Annotated in this window: 11 protein-coding genes; 6 read left to right on the top strand and 5 right to left on the bottom strand. The window is 68.6% G+C overall.

Going from position 1 to position 18,650, the window contains the following annotated elements:
* Positions 1–84 precede the first annotated feature (84 nt).
* On the bottom strand, positions 85–1,914 hold the full coding sequence (locus tag CFB46_RS16285; protein ID WP_027785053.1) for a glycoside hydrolase family 15 protein: 1,830 nt from the start codon (positions 1,912–1,914) through the stop codon (positions 85–87).
* A gap of 165 nt (positions 1,915–2,079) precedes the next feature.
* Between CFB46_RS16285 and CFB46_RS16275 the strand changes: the two genes are divergently transcribed.
* Positions 2,080–3,324 carry a lactonase family protein gene (locus CFB46_RS16275; RefSeq protein WP_027785052.1) on the top strand — a complete coding sequence of 415 codons (1,245 nt, stop codon included), beginning with the start codon at positions 2,080–2,082 and terminating at the stop codon, positions 3,322–3,324.
* Between the two features lie 94 nt (positions 3,325–3,418).
* Here the strand turns inward: CFB46_RS16275 and CFB46_RS16270 are convergent, their stop codons facing one another.
* Both CFB46_RS16270 and CFB46_RS16265 read right to left on the bottom strand, forming a co-directional pair.
* Positions 3,419–7,951 carry an FtsK/SpoIIIE family DNA translocase gene (locus tag CFB46_RS16270; protein WP_089500499.1) on the bottom strand — a complete coding sequence of 1,511 codons (4,533 nt, stop codon included), beginning with the start codon at positions 7,949–7,951 and terminating at the stop codon, positions 3,419–3,421.
* A gap of 177 nt (positions 7,952–8,128) precedes the next feature.
* Positions 8,129–8,674, bottom strand: a complete 546-nt coding sequence (locus CFB46_RS16265; protein ID WP_089500498.1) for an META domain-containing protein — start codon at positions 8,672–8,674, stop codon at positions 8,129–8,131.
* 216 nt (positions 8,675–8,890) lie between these two features.
* Here CFB46_RS16265 and purT point away from each other — a divergent pair, with 216 nt between their 5' ends.
* The 4 genes from purT (at position 8,891) to CFB46_RS16240 (ending at position 12,726) form a co-directional block, all read left to right on the top strand.
* Positions 8,891–10,105: a formate-dependent phosphoribosylglycinamide formyltransferase gene (gene purT, locus CFB46_RS16260; protein ID WP_089500497.1), complete on the top strand. Its 1,215-nt coding sequence runs from the start codon at positions 8,891–8,893 to the stop codon at positions 10,103–10,105.
* An 18-nt stretch (positions 10,106–10,123) separates the two neighbouring features.
* Positions 10,124–10,309 (top strand): DUF6726 family protein, encoded by a 186-nt coding sequence (locus CFB46_RS16255; protein ID WP_027785048.1) that lies wholly within the window; start codon positions 10,124–10,126, stop codon positions 10,307–10,309.
* 94 nt (positions 10,310–10,403) lie between these two features.
* Complete coding sequence (locus CFB46_RS16250) at positions 10,404–10,784, top strand: MliC family protein (RefSeq protein WP_089500496.1); 381 nt, start codon at positions 10,404–10,406, stop codon at positions 10,782–10,784.
* Positions 10,785–11,178: 394 nt separating this feature from the next.
* Positions 11,179–12,726, top strand: coding sequence for a DEAD/DEAH box helicase (locus tag CFB46_RS16240; RefSeq protein WP_089500495.1), 1,548 nt, complete (start codon positions 11,179–11,181; stop codon positions 12,724–12,726).
* 260 nt (positions 12,727–12,986) lie between these two features.
* On the opposite strand, the gene gluQRS is transcribed toward CFB46_RS16240, so the two are convergent.
* Both gluQRS and CFB46_RS16230 read right to left on the bottom strand, forming a co-directional pair.
* A complete protein-coding gene (gene gluQRS / locus CFB46_RS16235; RefSeq protein WP_089500494.1) occupies positions 12,987–13,883 on the bottom strand; it encodes a tRNA glutamyl-Q(34) synthetase GluQRS in 897 nt (298 codons plus the stop codon).
* Positions 13,884–13,908: 25 nt separating this feature from the next.
* Positions 13,909–14,763, bottom strand: coding sequence for a sulfurtransferase (locus CFB46_RS16230; protein ID WP_089500493.1), 855 nt, complete (start codon positions 14,761–14,763; stop codon positions 13,909–13,911).
* Positions 14,764–14,979: 216 nt separating this feature from the next.
* Between CFB46_RS16230 and dnaE the strand changes: the two genes are divergently transcribed.
* Positions 14,980–18,513, top strand: coding sequence for a DNA polymerase III subunit alpha (gene dnaE, locus CFB46_RS16225; protein WP_089500492.1), 3,534 nt, complete (start codon positions 14,980–14,982; stop codon positions 18,511–18,513).
* Positions 18,514–18,650 lie beyond the last annotated feature (137 nt).

Below are 18,650 nucleotides of genomic sequence, written 5' to 3'. Positions count from 1 at the left end.
TCGGTTGTGCAATGCAACATTTCCCGGTTTTTTCATCAAATTTTTGCGATTTGACGATCTATGAACAACGGCGCGCGGCGCCGCTCAGCGCCCGGTCGCCACGGCCGGCGCGGGCTGGCCGGCCGCGCGCGCCATCGCGTCTTCGTGGTGCATCAGGTTCATCGCGGTATGCACGAGCGCCACGTGCGAGAACGCCTGCGGGAAATTGCCGACGAGCCGCCCGGCCACCGGGTCGTATTCCTCCGCGAGCAGCCCCAGGTCGTTCGACAGCGCGAGCAGGCGGCTGAAGAGCCGATGCGCGTCGTCGATCCGGCCGAGCAGCGCGTAGCTGTCGACCAGCCAGAAGCTGCACGCGAGAAACGTGCCCTCGCCCGGCGGCAGGCCGTCGTCGTATTCGGTCGTGCGGTAGCGCATCACGAGCCCGTCGTGCAGCAATTCCCGTTCGATCGCGTCGACCGTGCCGACGATGCGCGGGTCTTCGGGCGGCAGGAAGCCGAGCTGCGGCAGCAGCAGCACGCTCGCGTCGAGCTCGTCGCTGCCGTAGCTCTGCGCGAACGCCTGCTTGCCTTCGTGCCACGCGTTGGCGCAGACGTCCGCATGGATCCGCTCGCGCAGCGCGCGCCAGCGGTCGAGCGAGCCGGGCAGCCGGAACATTTCGGCCGACTTGATCGCGCGGTCGAACGCGACCCATGCCATCACCTTCGAGAACGTGAAATGGCGGCGGCCGCCGCGCGTTTCCCAGATGCCTTCGTCGGGCTCCTCCCAGATCTTCTCGAGGTGGTCGAGCAGCGCGCACTGCACGGACCAGACCGTATCGTCGGCCTGCAGGCCGCCCACGCGCGCGAGGTGCAGCGCGGCCATCACCTCGCCGAACACGTCGAGCTGGAGCTGGTTCGCGGCGCCGTTGCCGACGCGCACCGGCTTCGAATCCTGGTAGCCGGGCAGCCAGTCGAGCTCCATTTCCGGCAGCCGGCGCTCGCCGGCGATCCCGTACATGATCTGGATCTGCTCGGGCGAGCCGGCCATCACGCGGCCGAGCCACGTGCGCCATGCGCGCGCCTCGTCGTAGTAGCCGCCGCGCATCAGCGCGAGCAGCGTGATCGTCGCGTCGCGCAGCCAGCAGTAGCGGTAGTCCCAGTTGCGGCTGCCGCCGATCTTTTCCGGCAGCGAGGTGGTCGGCGCGGCGACGATGCCGCCGGTCGGTTCGTACGCGAGCGCCTTCAGCGTGATCAGCGAGCGGCGCACGGCGGCCGCGTAGCGGCCCTGCACCTGGCAGCGGCCCGACCATTCGAGCCAGTAGTTCTCGGTGCGCGCGAGCATCGACAGCGGGTCGCGCGCCGGCGGCAGCCGCATGTGCGATGCCGCGTAGCCGAGCGAGAACGGCACGCGCTCGTCGGCGCTCACCGTGAATTCCGCGAGCGTATGGAGATTCTTGCCGGTGAGCGGCACCGGCGTGCGCAGCACGACGGTATCGGGGCCGGCGATGGCCTTCATGCCGTCCTCGCGGGTCAGTTGCGTGACCCACGGAATCGAGAAACCGTAGTCGAAGCGCAACACGAGCTCCATGCGCATCTTCATCGTGCCGTGGCGGCCGACGACGATCCGCACCAGTTCGGACCAGCCGTTGCCGGGCGGCATGAAGTCGATCACGGTGACGGCGCCGTCGGCGCTTTCGTAATCGGTTTCGAGAATCAGCGTGTCGCCGCGATAGCGGCGGGTCGTGTGCGTGATCGCGGCGTCGGCGGCCGGAGCAAGCAGCCAGCGGCCGTGCTCGGGCGTGCCGAGCAGCGCCGCGAAGCAGGCGCCCGAATCGAAGCGGGGCCAGCACAGCCAGTCGACGGAGCCGTCTTTTGCGATCAGCGCGGCCGTGTGGCCATCGCCGACGAGGGCGTAGTCTTCGATCAGGGCGGGCATGGGCAGGCGTTCCTTGGGTATTCGAGTTCACAATGCGGACGTCGGCGGCCCGGACTTCACGCCCGGGCGCCGCGCCCCGTATACTCGGCCGGGCGGCGGAGCGCATGACGGCCGGCGTTTCGTCCTATCTCAACACTTGAAGCGACTCGATGCAAGGAGGATTCAATGCCCAACCGTTTACGCGAGCGTGACGCACGCGCTTCGACACGAGGGTTCCCGCTTAGGCTCGCTCACTGGATGAAAGGTTTCGCGATCGTGCTTTCCCTGTCCGCGACCCACGCATTCGCGCAGCAATCGTCCGCCCCGGCCGACGGCGTCTACAACCTGCTCGTCGGCACCTATACGGGCGGCGGCAGCGACGGGATCTACGTTTACCGCTTCGATACCAAGACCGGCAGCGTCGCGCCGGTGTCGTCGGCGAAGACCGTGAATCCGTCGTATCTGTTGCCGAGCCGCGACGGTCGCACCGTCTACGCCGTCAACGAACTGCCCGGCGACGACGGACCGGCGACGCAGCGCGGCGGCGTCAGCGCATTTCGCTTCGACGCGAAGACGGGCGCGCTGAGCTTCATCGACCGCGTATCGTCGGAAGGGAACGATCCTTGCTATCTCGCGCTGTCGCCGGACGGCAAGTATCTCGTGACGGCCAATTACTCGGTCGCGGCCGATCCGGGCGGCAGCTTCGCGGTGTTCCCGCTGCGCGACGACGGCGCGGTCGGCCAGGCCGTGTTGACCGTCCACCACGAAGGCACCGGGCCGGTGAAGGGCCGCCAGGACGGCGCGCACGTGCATTCGACGGTGTTTTCGCCGGATGGCCGCTACCTGTTCGTGCAGGATCTCGGCGCGGACAAGATCTACGGTTACCGCTACACGGTGGACGGCAGCCGCGGGCTGATCAGCCCGACCGACACGCGCTACACGCCGGTGAAGGCCGGCTCGGGCCCGCGTCACATGGTGTTCGGCGCCGACGGCCGGTTCGCGTACGTGACGAGCGAACTCAACGCGTCGGTCGAGGTGTTCGGCTATCACGACGGCAAGCTGACGCCGATCGAGACGGTGCCGATGACGGCGCCGGGCTTCAAGGGCAAGGTCGGCGGCGGCGCGATCCACCTGTCGCCGGACGGGCGCTTTCTGTACGTGAGCAACCGCGGCGACGCGAACGACCTCGTGATCTACGCGGTGAACAAGGCGGACGGCCGGCTGAAGCACGTCGGCCGCCAGTCAAGCCTCGGCAAGACGCCGCGCGAGTTCCTGATCGATCCGACCGGCAAGTGGCTGATCGTCGGCAACCAGGACAGCGACACGTTCTACGTGTTCAGTCGCGATGTCGAAACGGGGCAGCTCGGCGCGAATCCGCAGAAGGTCGCGGTCGGCAAGCCGGTCGATTTCAAGCTGGTGCCGGTGCAGTAAATGAAAAAGGCGCTGCCGAGGCAGCGCCTTGTTTGCGGGCGGCCGTTGCGCGGCCCGCCCGTATCGATGCATCGCGGCCGGAGGGCCGCCGGCGTCAGTCGGCCGCGGCCGGCACGAGCACCTCGCGACTGCCGTTGATGCCCATCGCCGATACGAGGCCGGCCGCTTCCATCTGCTCGACGAGGCGTGCCGCGCGGTTGTAGCCGATGCGCAACTGCCGCTGCACCGACGAGATCGACGCGCGCCGCGTGCGCACGACGAACGCGACGGCTTCGTCGTACAGCGGATCGGCTTCCGCATCCGGCGCATCGCCGAACAGGTCCTGCGTCGCGCCGTCGGCGGCCGGGCCGTCGAGAATCCCTTCCTCGTACTGCGGCTCGCCGAACTGCTTCAGGTACTCGACGATCCGGTGCACTTCCTCGTCGGCGACGAACGCGCCGTGCACGCGCTGCGGATAACCGGTGCCCGGCGGCAGGAACAGCATGTCGCCCATCCCGAGCAGCGACTCCGCGCCCATCTGGTCGAGGATCGTGCGCGAATCGATCTTCGACGACACCTGGAACGCGACGCGCGTCGGAATGTTCGCCTTGATGAGGCCGGTGATCACGTCGACGGACGGCCGCTGGGTCGCGAGGATCAGGTGGATGCCGGCCGCGCGCGCCTTCTGCGCGAGGCGGGCGATCAGCTCCTCGATCTTCTTGCCGGCCACCATCATCAGGTCGGCCAGCTCGTCGATCACGACGACGATCAGCGGGAGCTTCGACAGCGGCTCCGGGTCCTCGGGCGTCAGCGAGAACGGGTTGCCGATCTTCTTTTCCTTCGCTTGCGCGTCGCGGATCTTCTGGTTGAAGCCCGCGAGGTTGCGCACGCCGACGGCCGACATCAGCCGGTAGCGCTTCTCCATTTCGCCGACGCACCAGTTCAGCGCGTTCGCCGCGAGCTTCATGTCGGTGACGACCGGCGCGAGCAGGTGCGGGATGCCTTCGTAGACCGACAGCTCCAGCATCTTCGGGTCGATCATGATGAGTCGCACGTCTTCCGGCGTCGCCTTGTACAGCAGCGACAGGATCATCGCGTTGATCGCGACCGACTTGCCCGAACCCGTCGTGCCGGCCACGAGCATGTGCGGCGCCTTCGCGAGATCGGTGACGACCGGGTGGCCGGTGATGTCCTTGCCCATCGCGATCGTCAGTTGCGACGGTGAATGCTGGTACTGGCGCGATTCGAGGATCTCCGACAGGCGGATCATCTGGCGCTTCGCGTTCGGCAGTTCGAGGCCCATGCAGGTCTTGCCGGGGATCGTCTCGACGACGCGGATCGACGTGAGGCCGAGGCCGCGCGACAGGTCCTTCATCAGCCCGACGATCTGGCTGCCGCGCACGCCGAGCGCGGGTTCGATCTCGAAGCGCGTGATCACGGGGCCGGCCGATGCGCCGACCACCGTCACCGGCACCTTGAATTCCTGCAGCCGCTGTTCGATCACCTGCGCGGTTTGCGCGAGGTGTTCCTCGGTGATCGTTTCGACGTCGTCGGATGCGGGCTCGAGCAGGTCGAGCGTCGGCAGTTCGACGTTGAACGACGCGGGTGCGTGGAATTCGAATGCGTTCGGGTGCGGCGGGCGGGCGGGGGCGACCGGGGCCGGTTCGGCTGTCTCGATGGCTTCGATGGCTTCGGCGGCCGGTGCGCCGATCGACGGGGTAGCGGGCGACGTCGGCGCGGAAACCGCGGCTGCCGGCGTGGGCGAGAGGTTCGCGCCGGGGATGGGTGTCGCGTGCGGTGTCGCGGCCGGCGTTGCGCTCACGTCATGCGACATCGACCAGCTTGCCGACGACGCGGCAGGGGCGGGCTGTGTCGTGAACGTCTGGGCTGCGACTGCGGCGGGGACGGACGTGATCGCCGGAGCCTGCGTCGCAGCGGTTGCACCAATCGACATCGGCGATCCGGCCGCACCGGCAGGCGAGCCTGCGATCGGGTGAGCCGGAGCGGCGGCGGCCGTGGTCGTTGGCGCGATCACGCTGAAGGACGGTGACGCCGGGGCGGACGCGGTTGGCGACACGGGCAGGCTGATGGCCGGCTGCGGCGCGACCGTGCCCGATGAGCCGGATGTAGCGAAGATCGTCGTGCCGGTCGACGGGGTTGCCGTGTCGACCGGAAGCGCCGATGCCGACGCGGACGACGGTGCAGTGACGGGCGCTGACGTGAAAGTTGCGCGTGTCGCGGCGGCGGGCGCCGGCGTTGCGGGCGCCTGCTCGGTCGAACCGAACGTCGAACCCGATGCGCCGGTCTCCGATGGCGTCACGGCGGGCGCATCGGTCGATGCGGGTGTCGAAGCGCGGGACAGTGAACCGTAAGTCATGCCCGCGACACCGGCCGGCGCCGCCGACGCGGCGGAAGCAACGGGCGGTGCCGATGCGGCCGGTTGCGACGGCGAAGCGGACGCCGTGCCGGTTACGCCAACCGGTGCAACGGCGGCGACGGGCGCGATGGTCGATGCGGAAGCCGGTGCGGAGGCTTGTGCGGTCGAACCATGAGCCGTGCCGGCCAGCGGCGATGCAGCGACGGCCGACGCTGTCGATGCCGCGGCAAACGGCTGAACCGCCGGTGATGTCGGCAATTCGGCGGAGACGGTCGTCGGCGTCGCGGTGGGCTGCACCGTCGAAGGTGTCCAATACGTGGCGGCGGGTGTCGTTCGTGGAGCGATAGCCGACAGCGGTGCAGCAGGCTCCGCCTCGACCGGCTTGCCAGCTTCCGGTGCGGGATTCGATACGGCCGATGCGGACGTGGCCGCAATCGACGAAGAGGGCAAGGCAGCGAACGGAACGATGCCGTCGGCCGGCGGCTTCACGTCGGCGTGCGCATCGGCAGCCGGTTGATGAAGGTAGGCCGGTGCAACGCGATCGATTGCAGGCGCCGGTCGTGCGTCGTCCTTGTCGTCAATATCGACCGACCCGGTCGGCTTGCCGGTGCCGAGGTCGCGAACCGCTGCATTGCCTGCTTGTGCGAACGCCGAATGAGCGGATATCGATTCCGCGGTGTGTGCCGGCGACTCGGCAGTCGGGTTGTCGGCCAACACGTCCAGCGCGGAAACCGGCTGGCTGATGACATCTTCCCAAGGCGCGACGTCGATGGGGGTGTCGAACGACGGCGCGGCTGCGAACCCGAATGCCGGCGCGGCGGCCGCATCGTCGATACGACGGATTTCGTCGTCGGCGTGATGCGCAAACGCGCGATCGTCGCTGCCGGTATCCGGCCGCGCGGGCGGTGTTGCGTCGTCGAACGCCGGGGCGGACGAATCGACACCCGGAGCCTGCGCGATGCCGGATTCCGCCGGCATGAAGGCGTCGAGCACGATCGGCGCGCCGTTGTCGTAAGCGGGCGCGGCATCGTGTTCGGCCGGGCCATTGGCGTCCTGGGCCGCGATGTCGTGCGTCGCGGGGACGAACGCGTTCGACGCGGCCGCCGATGCCGGCGCGGCCGCGGTGCCTGCTGCCGAGGCTACGCCTGCCACGGCAACGGCTGCCGCCGCCGCGTGCGTGGCATCGGCCGGCGCGCCGCCGAGCGACGCCCATTGCGCGGTGCTGGCCTCGATCGAGCGCAGCGTGTCGTGAACGCTCGGCGCCGGCGTGATCGGCGCGGCCGGCTTCTCGGTCCACGCGTAGAGCGGCGCGCGCGCCGGCGCGGGCGGCGCCGGTCGGCGTCGTGCCGCGTCCGGCGTCAGACCGGCTGCCGCCGATCCCGCGACCGGGCGTACCGGCGGACGCTGCGGCTGCGTACCGGCCGGTCGCGGCGTGACCGTGGCGCGCGGCGCCGTCTGCGTCAGCGTGGCGGTGGCCGGCCGCGCGGCGGTCGGACGCGGCCGGACGGGTTCGAATCCGACCGGAAGCGGAGCGGGCGCGGGGCGCGGCACTTGCGCATTCGCCGCGGCGCGCGCGAGGCTGGCGGTGCTGCCGGTAGTCGGCGGCGGCATCGCGCTGGCCGGGATCGGCGCGGGCGTCGCCGGCGTGCGCTGCGGTGCGGTCGGCTTCAGCCAGCCCGACGGCGCGACGGGCTCGGCAAGGGGGCGGGGCGACGTCTTGCTGCGCGGCTTCGGTCGCGCCTGCGGATCGGGTTTCCACACCGTCGGGCGCGAATACCGGCCGTTCTGGCGCGGCGCCATCGAGTTGACGGTGTGCGCGGTGGTCGGCTGCACGACGTCGTCGTCGCGATGCAGCGCGCTACGCGGCAGGTCGGCGATCCCGCGCGCGTCGTCGTCGCCGCCGTCGCGCGACAGCTTGACGCCGAACGACGTGTCGACCCACGCGGCGAACTGCCGCCAGCCGATGCCAGTCAGCCACGGCAAGCCGGCGAAGAACAGCACGACCATCGCGACCGGCGTGCCGATCGGGCCGAGCAGGTGGGCGAAGCCGGCCGAGCATGCATGGCCGAGCGCGTTGGTGTCGGGCCCGGACAGCGGGCTCGTCAGCGTGCAGCTTGCGACAAATACCGCGGCGAAGCCGAGCCACAGGCGGATCGAGCCGCGGCCGGCGAGCCCGCCGCCGCCGGGCAGCATCGACTGCACGAGACGCCAGAAGAGAAGGAGGAACCAGACGGCGGAGATGCCGAACCAGCCGAAGACAACCGTGTGCATGCTTTGAAACTGGAGAGGGGCGGGGCGCGCGGGGCGCGACCCGCCGAGTTTAACCGGCCGGCGAACAAGACTCTAACGCGGCGTGATTTCGATTCACGCCGCGCGACGCACGTGGGTTGCACGTGCGCGTGGCGCGCCACGCGAAGGCGGTCGGTCGGCCTTCGCGCGCGCCGTACATCAGGGGCTCCGGTGCGTGAACGTCAGCGTTGCGCCGGCTTGGGTCACGATCTGCAATTGCTGGGGGGCGCGCATCTGCACGCCGGTCTTCTCGACGTGGGCGAGCGCGTCGAGGTACGCGGATTCGAGTTGGCCGCCCAGCGTGTTCGGACAGGCCATTCGCGTGTCGGCGAGCGGGCCGAAGCTCAGCAGGCCGTTCTTGATCGCGTAGGTGCCCATGTAGCGGTTGCAACCCGAGAACCCGCTCGCGCGCCGGATGCCCGAGTCGGTCGACAGCGCGAGCTTGATCGGCTCGCCGTTGTCGCCGTGCGGGATCGTGCGTTGCGTGCCGTCGGCGTTCACCCAACTGGTGAGCTCCCAGCTCGTGTCGTCGAGCAGCTGGACGGCGGCCGGGTTGTACGGGTCGGGCGCGGGGGCGGCGGAATCGGGATGGGTCGGCATCGCACAGGCGGCGAGAAGCGTGGCAAGCGTCAACGCGCAAAGCGGCGCGCGCAACGGGCGAAGCAGGCCGGTGCGTGCGCGTGCGGCCGCGGACAGGTGGGACATGAGCCTCGTTCCTCTTCGGATTCTGATCAAGGCGTAAGAGTAACGCACCCGCCCCGCGGCAGGCGAGCCGACACTTCGCGCATGAAAACGTTCGCGGCCCGCCCGCGGGTCTCGCGCGACCCGGCGCGGGCGCGGCCAAACCGCCCAAACCGGCCCGGATGCCCGTGTTAACATCGAAGCCGTTTTCGTCCTCCAACAGAACCAGCGGGAAATCACATGCAGATCGGTCAGCGGCTCGGTACGCCGCTTTCACCCTCGGCCACGCGCGTCATGCTGCTCGGCGCCGGCGAACTCGGCAAGGAAGTCATCATCGCGTTGCAGCGTCTCGGCGTCGAAGTCGTCGCGGTCGATCGCTATCAGGACGCGCCGGGCCATCAGGTCGCGCATCGCGCGCACGTGATCGACATGACGGACCCGGCCGCGCTGCGGGCCGTCGTCGAAGCCGAACGCCCGCACCTGATCGTCCCCGAGATCGAGGCGATCGCCACCGACGCACTCGCGGCGATCGAGGCGGCCGGCCTCGCCGAGGTGATCCCGACCGCGCGCGCGACGCAGCTCACGATGAATCGCGAAGGGATCCGCCGGCTCGCGGCCGAGGAGCTCGGCCTGCCGACTTCCCCGTATGCGTTCGCGGATTCGTTCGAGGCCTTCAGCGCGGCCGTCGCGAAGATCGGCATGCCGTGCGTCGTGAAGCCCGTGATGTCGTCGTCGGGCAAGGGGCAGTCGGTCGTGAAGACCGACGCCGACGTGAAACCCGCGTGGGACTACGCGATGGCGGGCGGCCGCGTGAACCACGGCCGCGTGATCGTCGAGGGCTTCGTCGATTTCGACTACGAGATCACGCAACTGACCGTGCGCGCGATCGACCCGGCGACGCTCGACACGCGCACCTATTTCTGCGAACCGGTCGGTCACGTGCAGGTGGCGGGCGACTATGTCGAATCGTGGCAGCCGCAGCCGATGAGCGCGGCGGCGCTCGAGAAGTCGCGCGAGATCGCGCACAAGGTGACCGAGGCGCTCGGCGGGCGCGGGATGTTCGGCGTCGAGCTGTTCGTGCGCGGCGACGACGTATGGTTCTCCGAGGTGAGCCCGCGGCCGCACGATACGGGCCTCGTCACGCTCGCATCGCAGCGCCAGTCGGAATTCGAGCTGCACGCGCGTGCGATTCTCGGGCTGCCGGTCGATCCGGCGCTCGGCACGCCGGCCGCGTCGGCGGTGATCTATGGCGGGCTCGACGAGCGCGGGATCGCGTTCGAAGGCGTGCGCGACGCGCTTGCGGTGCCGGGCGCGGACCTGCGCCTGTTCGGCAAGCCGGAAAGTTTTGCGAAGCGGCGCATGGGCGTCGCGCTGGCGACCGGTGCGACCGTCGACGAAGCCCGCGAACGCGCGAAGCGCGCTGCCGCGGCCGTCCGACCCGTGTCGGCGCGCTGACGGAACGAGGAGAGGACGATGACGTCGCGATGGTTGCGTATCGGAAAGCTGGGCGCCGCGCTGGCGCTCGTCGCGAGTCTCGCGGGCTGCGGCGTCGCGGCCGCGCCGTGCCGGGTAGCGTCGGCCGGGCTCAAGATCGTGCCGCTCGTCGGCCATATCGCCGCGGCGCCGACCGATGCGTGCGCGGACGTGATCGATCCCTGATTCTGCCCGCCGGCGCGATTTCCCGCCAATCCTGTCAACAATAACCGCGCGCCCCGCGAGGGCGCGTTTCCACCCGTCTCGTGAGAGGACCTGCATGATTCGCCAAACCGTCGCCGCGCTTGCGCTCGCCGGCACCGCCGTTTCCGTCGCGCATGCCGCGCAACTGACCGTCGAGGAGATCGACGCCGACGCGCGCCAGCAAACCGTCTACCAGTGCGCGAACCACAAGCCGCCCGTGCGCGTGTCGTACTGGCTCGCGGGCAACGGCCAGAGCTTCGCGCTCGTTCCGGTGGACGGCAAGCAGATGCTGTTCGTCGATACGGTGTCGGCGTCGGGCGCGCGCTACCAGGCCGGCCGCTATACGTGGTGGACGAAGGGCAAGGAAGCGACGCTGCGCGACGAGATCGCCGACCCGCAGTCGCCGCCGCTGCTGGGCGACTGCGTGCAGGTCGAGAAGAAAAAGAAGAAGGGCTGAGCGGCGGGCGCGCTCGCGGAGCGTATTCGGACCGGTTGACCGGTTGACCGGCTGCCGGGCTGAAGGCCCGGTACGCGGGCGGACGACGGGCATGTCGGTACGGGATGTCTGGATCGAGCCCCTAATATTGTTCGCTGGCCGATACGGATAGCCCGATCGGCCAATTACTCGGCCGCACGGGCCCGAGAGGCACGCCGCGCGTGCGGCGGTCGTGGTCGTTCGCGGCGTTGTCACGGACAGATGCCCGCACGGTGCTACAATACGGCCCTTTCCGCCGGCATTCGCGCCGAACGGAGTCCGCACGGCCTGGCGTCCAGCGTTCGCATTGAACCGGTCCCAAACGCCAGAGCGGCGCCGCGCGGCGCGCCGCGGTTCCGTCTATTTCCGAATTGTGATGAGCGCAGGCCCGGCCGGCCTGACGCACGATGTCCCCGCCGCGCCTTTTGAGCGAAACGCCACCATGTCCGATTCTGTCGCCAAGCCCGTCGACGCAACCTTCGACCAATTCGGCCTTGCCGCCGATATCCTGAAAGCCATCGTGGAGCAGGGCTATACGACGCCGACGCCGATTCAGGCCCAGGCCATTCCGGTCGTGCTCGCCGGCCGCGACGTCATGGGCGCCGCGCAAACGGGCACCGGCAAGACCGCGAGCTTCTCGCTGCCGATCATCCAGCGCCTGCTGCCGCAGGCCAGCACGAGCGCGTCACCGGCGCGCCACCCCGTGCGGGCGCTGATCCTCACGCCGACCCGCGAACTCGCCGACCAGGTCGCCGCGAACGTGCACGCGTATGCGAAGCACACGCCGCTGCGCAGCGCGGTGGTGTTCGGCGGCGTCGACATGAACCCGCAATCGGCCGAACTGCGCCGCGGCGTCGAGATCCTGATCGCGACGCCGGGCCGCCTGCTCGACCACGTGCAGCAAAAGACGGCGAACCTCGGCCAGGTGCAGATCCTCGTGCTCGACGAAGCCGACCGGATGCTCGACATGGGCTTCCTGCCCGATCTGCAGCGCATCCTGAACCTGCTGCCGAAGGAGCGTCAGACGCTGCTGTTCTCGGCCACGTTCTCGGGCGAAATCAAGAAGCTCGCGTCGACCTACCTGCGCAACCCGCAGACGATCGAGGTCGCGCGCAGCAATTCGACGAACGCGAACGTCACGCAGATCGTCTACGACGTCGCCGAAGGCGACAAGCAGGCGGCCGTCGTGCAGTTGCTGCGCGATCGCGGTCTCAAGCAGGTGATCGTGTTCTGCAACAGCAAGATTGGCGCGAGCCGCCTCGCGCGCAACCTCGAGCGCGACGGCGTGGTCGCGTCGGCGATTCACGGCGACAAGACGCAGCTCGAGCGGATGCAGGCGCTCGACGCATTCAAGCGCGGCGAAATCGAGGCGCTGGTCGCGACCGACGTGGCCGCGCGCGGTCTCGACATTGCCGAGCTCCCGGCCGTGATCAACTTCGACCTGCCGTTCAGTGCGGAAGACTACGTGCACCGGATCGGCCGTACCGGTCGTGCGGGGGCGACGGGTGACGCACTGTCGCTGTGCAGCCCGAACGAGCGCAAGCAGCTCGCCGATATCGAGAAGCTGATCAAGCGGCCGCTCGAAGTGCAGACGCTCAGGCTCGACAAGCCGGCGCGCCAGCGTCACGACGAGCGCGGAGGCGAGCGCGGTGGCGAACGTGGTGGCGAGCGGGGCGGTCGGCGCGAACGCGACGAGCATCGCGGTGCATCGGGTCGCCGGTCGGGCAGTTCCGAGCGTGGTGGCCATCATCGCCGCCACGAAGCGCCGGTCGACGATTTCTTCCTGAAACCGTACGAACCGTCGGCGTCGGCGAAGCAGCCGGACGACACGTCGGCCGAGCAGCAGCCCGAGAAGAAAGGGCCGAAGCGTCAGGTCGCCGCGCTGCTCGGCGGGTTCGGAATGCCGCGCAAGCCGTCGGCGTAAGCGGGACGAAGCGGCAGGGCGGCACGTGAGTGCTGCCGGACAGGCGGGTGCATGCGACAAGCATGTGCCCGTTTTTCATTGGGCCGGACGATCGGGGCGGAGCGTGCGTGCGGGGGCGATTGCTTGTCGCGGGCTGGATATTTCGATGCGGTGTCGTGGCGGATGTGGCGCTCAAGTTTCCATCACGCGTTCATGCGATCGGATTCGACGCTGACCGATGCGGGAACGTAGTCGGCATGGGCCGGTGCCGTGCCCGCGATTCAACCGGCGCGCGGCCCGAAGCGACGCGCCCACGCATCGGTCGCGGCCGCGTGGAACGCGTCGATCGTATCGCCCGGTAGATCGCCATCGTTCGACAGTCCGAGATGTGCGGCCGCGGCCCGCAGCGCCGGCAGCGGATCGTTGCGTTCGAGCGCCGTCGCGCCGGTCTGCTTGCTGAGCTTTTCGCCGTTGGAATCGACGACGACCGGCACGTGCAGGTACTCGGGAGTCGGCACGCCGACGCAGCGCTGCAGATAGATCTGGCGCGCGGTCGAATCGAGCAGGTCGGCGCCGCGCACGACGTGCGTGATGCCGGCGTCGGCATCGTCGACGACGACCGCGAGCTGATACGCCCATTGGCCGTCCGCGCGTTTGAGCACGAAATCGCCGACTTCGGTCGCGAGGTTCTGCGATTGCGTGTGCTGCCAGCGATCGTCGAACGCGATGAGCGCGTCGTCGCCGTCCGGCACGCGCAGCCGCCATGCGCGCGCGGGCTTGCCGTGCAGACCGGTGCGGCAGGTGCCCGGATACGCGAGCGTCGTGTGGCGTTCATGGGCGGAGCGCAGCGAATCGGCGATTTCCTTGCGTGTACAGCCGCACGGATACACGAGCCCCGCCGCGACGAGGCGCGCGAGCGCGGCCGTGTAAGCTGCGTCGCGCGTACTCTGCCAGATGGGCGGCTCGTCGGGTGTCATGCCGAAATGGGCGAGCGTCGCGAGGATGTCGTCAGCCGCGCCGGGCACCGTGCGCGGGCCGTCGAGATCCTCGATGCGCACGAGCCAGGTGCCGCCGTGCGCGCGTGCGTCGAGCCAGCTCGCCAGCGCGCCGACCAGCGAGCCGAAGTGCAGCGGGCCGGTGGGTGATGGCGCGAAGCGGCCGCGATAGCCGTGGTTCATCGGCGGGGCGCGGTGCGACGCGCCGTTACGCGGCGCTGGCTGCCTGCGCGCAGGCCGGGCACGACTTGCCGGGCACGTAGCTCGGCGATTGTTGCGCTTCCGGCGTGACGACCGCGCGGCACGCGAAGCACGTGACGTTCTCGGTGGGCTGGAGCTGCGGGTTCAGCGCGGTGCGGTAGTCGAACACGAAGCAGTCGCCGTGATAGTGCGCGCCGCCGACTTCCTCGAAGTACTTCAGGATCCCGCCTTCGAGCTGGTACACGTTGTCGATGCCGATTTCCTTCATGTGGATCGCGGCCTTCTCGCAGCGGATGCCGCCGGTGCAGAACGACACGACGGTCTTGCCTTCCAGGTCGGCGCGGTTCGCGTCGATCACTTCCGGGAATTCGCTGAACTTGTCGATCCGGTAGTCGAGCGCGTTGTCGAACGTGCCGACGTCGACTTCGAACGCATTGCGCGTGTCGAGCATCACGACCGGGCGGCCGGTATCGTCGTGACCACGGTCGAGCCACGCCTTCAGCGTGCGCGCGTCGACGAACGGCGCACGGCCGAGTTCCGGCTTGATCGCGGGCTTCTTCATCGTGATGATCTCGCGCTTCAGGCGCACGAGCATGCGGCGGAACGGCTGCGAGTCGGACAGGCTTTCCTTGAACTGCAGCGTCGCGAACTTGCCTTCGAACAGCGGATCGTGGCGGATGTATGCGATGAACGCGTCGGCGGCTTCGCGCGTGCCGGCGACGAACAGGTTGATGCCTTCCGGCGCGAGCAGGATCGTGCCGCGCAGGCCGAGTTCGTTGCAGCGGGCGGTGACGAGCGGGCGCCATTGCTCGTTCGCGTCGAGCGAGACGAAGTGGTAGGCGGCGAGGTTGACGATGGTCATGATGGTTCGACGGGAAAACGGCCGCACGGCGGCCCGCAAAAAAGGGTGCGAAGCCGGGGCGTTGATTCGAAAAACCGTATTATCCCGCAAACGGCGCGGGCATCGGTACCCGGCCGATCGGCCAACCGCGCGACGCGTCGCCGCGTGCATCGGCCGAACGGCCAAAGCGGGCATTTTTTGGGCAGCCTGCGCGGCGAGGCGGCTACAATAGCGCCCATGTCAGATCCTCGCTTCGTCCATCTTCGCGTTCACTCCGAATTCTCGATCGCCGACGGCATCGTGCGCATTGACGACATCGTCAACGCGGCGGCCGCGGACGGTCAGGGCGCGCTCGCGCTCACCGATCTCGGCAACGCATTCGGTCTCGTCCGTTTCTACCAGGAAGCCCGCGGCAAGGGCATCAAGCCGATCGCCGGCTGCGACGTCTGGATTGCCAATCCCGACGACCGCGACAAGCCGTCGCGATTGCTGCTGCTGGTCAAGGACAAGGTCGGTTACCTGAATCTCTGCGAGCTGCTGTCGAAGGCATGGCTCACGAACCAGTACCGCGGCCGCGCGGAACTCGACGCGAGCTGGCTCGACGGCGAGCTCGCGCAGGGGCTGCTCGCGCTGTCGGGCGCGCAACAGGGCGATATCGGGCTCGCGCTGGCCGCGGGCAACGAAGACGCCGCGCGCCGTCACGCCGAGCGCTGGGCGCGGGTGTTTCCGGGCGGCTTCTACATCGAGCTGCAGCGTTACGGCCAGCCGGGCGCCGAGGCGTACATCCAGCAGGCCGCGACGCTCGCCGCGTCGCTGAAGCTGCCGGTCGTCGCAACGCACCCGACGCAGTTCATGACCGACGACGATTTCACCGCGCACGAGGCGCGCGTGTGCATCTCGGAAGGCGACATCCTCGCGAACCCGCGGCGCCAGAAGCGTTTCACGACCGACCAGTATTTCCGCACGCAGGACGACATGGTCGCGCTGTTCGCCGACCTGCCGTCGGCCATCGCGAACACGGTCGAGATCGCGAAGCGCTGCAACCTGAAGCTCGAACTCGGCAAACCGAAACTGCCGCTATTTCCGACCCCCGACGGCATGTCGCTCGACGACTACCTGGTCCAGCTGTCGAAGGAAGGGCTCGAGACTCGCCTCGCGCAGTTGTATCCGGTCGAAGCCGAGCGCGACGCGCAGCGCGACACGTACTACAAGCGCCTCGAATTCGAGTGCGGGACCATCACGAAGATGGGCTTCCCCGGCTACTTCCTGATCGTCGCGGACTTCATCAACTGGGCGAAGAACAACGGCGTGCCGGTCGGCCCGGGCCGCGGCTCGGGCGCCGGCTCGCTGGTCGCGTACGCGCTCGGCATTACCGACCTCGATCCGCTGCGCTACAACCTGCTGTTCGAGCGCTTCCTGAACCCGGAACGCGTGTCGATGCCCGACTTCGACATCGACTTCTGCCAGCACGGCCGCGATCGCGTGATCCAGTACGTGAAGGAGAAATACGGCGCGGACGCCGTCTCGCAGATCGCCACGTTCGGCACGATGGCCGCGAAGGCGGCCGTGCGCGACATCGGCCGCGTGCTCGACCTCGGCTACATGTTCACCGACGGCGTCGCGAAGCTGATTCCGTTCAAGCCCGGCAAGCATGTGACGATTGCCGACGCGATGAAGGAAGAGCCGCAGCTGCAGGAGCGCTACGACCACGAGGACGAAGTGCACCAGCTGCTCGATCTCGCGCAGCGCGTCGAGGGCCTCACGCGTAACGTCGGGATGCACGCGGGCGGCGTGCTGATCGCGCCCGGCAAGCTGACCGATTTCTGCCCGCTGTACACGCAGGGCGACGACGGCGGCGTGGTCAGTCAGTACGACAAGGACGACGTCGAAGCCGTCGGCCTCGTGAAGTTCGACTTTCTGGGTCTCACCACGCTGACGATCCTCGACTGGGCCGAGCGCTACATTCGCCGCCTCGATCCGTCGAAGGCCGACTGGTCGCTCGCGCAGGTGCCGCTCGACGATCCGGCCTCGTTCCAGATCCTGAAGAAGGCCAATACGGTCGCGGTGTTCCAGCTGGAAAGCCGCGGGATGCAGGGCATGCTGAAGGATGCGCAGCCCGACCGCTTCGAGGACATCATCGCGCTCGTGTCGTTGTACCGTCCGGGCCCGATGGATCTGATCCCGAGCTTCTGCGCACGCAAGCACGGGCGCGAGAAGGTCGACTATCCGGATCCGCGCGTCGAACCGGTCCTGAAAGAGACCTACGGCATCATGGTCTATCAGGAGCAGGTGATGCAGATGGCGCAGATCATCGGCGGCTACTCGCTCGGCGGCGCGGACTTGCTGCGTCGCGCGATGGGCAAGAAGAAGCCCGAGGAGATGGCCAAGCATCGCGAGATCTTCGCCGAGGGTGCGGCGAAGAACGGCCTCACGCGCGAGAAGTCCGACGAGATCTTCGACTTGATGGAGAAGTTCGCGGGCTACGGCTTCAACAAGTCGCACGCGGCCGCGTATGCGCTGCTCGCGTACTACACCGCGTGGCTGAAGGCGCACCATCCGGCCGAATTCATGGCGGCCAACATGACGCTCGCGATGGACGACACCGACAAGGTGAAGATCCTGTTCGACGACTGCATCGTGAACAACCTCGTCGTGCTGCCGCCGGACATCAACCAGTCGCATTACCGGTTCGAGCCGGTCGCGGAAGCCGACGGCAAGCGCTCGCGCACGATTCGCTACGGCCTCGGCGCGGTGAAGGGCAGCGGTCAGAACGCGATCGAGGAAATCCTGCGCGCCCGCGAGGAAAAGGCATTCACCGACCTGTTCGACTTCTGCGAACGGATCGATCGGCGCGTCGTCAACCGCCGCACGGTCGAGGCGCTGATCCGCGCCGGCGCGTTCGATTCGCTGAACCCGAACCGTGCGCAGTTGATCGCGTCGGTGCCGCTCGCGATGGAAGCGGCCGATCAGGCCGAAGCGAACGCGATGCAGGCTGGCCTGTTCGACATGGGCGCCGAGTCGCCGCATGCGCACGCGCTCGTCGACGAACCCGCGTGGGACGACAAGCGCCGTCTGCAGGAAGAAAAGGCCGCGCTCGGTTTCTACCTGTCCGGCCACCTGTTCGACGCGTATCGAGACGAAGTGCGCCGCTTCGTGCGACAGAAGGTCGGCGACCTGAAGGAGGGGCGCGACAAGCTCCTCGCCGGCATCATCGCGTCGCTGCGCACGCAGATGACCCAACGCGGCAAGATGCTGATCGCGCTGCTCGACGACGGCTCGGGCCAGTGCGAGATCACGATCTTCAACGAACAGTTCGAGGCGAACAAGGCGCTGTTCAAGGAGGATGAGCTGCTGATCGTGCAGGGGCAGGCGCGCAACGACGCGTTCACGGGCGGCATTCGCTTCACGGCCGATACCGTGATGGATCTCGAGCGCGCGCGCAGCCGCTATGCGCAGGCCGTGCGGCTGACGATGAACGGCAACGCCGACGCGGTCGCGCTGCGCCGCGTGCTCGAGCCGCACGTGTCGAAGGACGATCCGGCCGCGGCGAAGGTGATCGAAGCGCCTGCGCCGCGCGGCGGCGGCCGCGATGGCGGCCGGCGTCCGCAGGCGCCGCTGCCGAACGGGCTTGCAGTCCAGATCCACTACAGCAACGCGCGCGCGCAAGGCGAAATGCGCCTGGGCGACGCCTGGCGAGTGAAGCCGAGCGACGTGCTGCTGGCGGAGCTGCGCGCGGCGTTCGACGGCAGCGTCGTCGAAATCACGTACTGACCGCACCCCGCTTCGGCGAGTGTCGCGTACAGGCGGCCCGTCGCATCGCCATCGCGCGATGCGGCGGGCCGTTTTCACGTGCGAGGGTAATTGGGTCTTGGGCTGGCCATCCGGACGCTATACAATCCCGCGCTAAT

Origin of the sequence: Burkholderia sp. HI2761 (assembly GCF_002223355.1) — a bacterium.
GTDB lineage: Bacteria > Pseudomonadota > Gammaproteobacteria > Burkholderiales > Burkholderiaceae > Burkholderia.
The sequence above is the reverse complement of the archived record's forward strand: the minus strand, read 5'-3'. Positions and strand labels throughout refer to the sequence as shown.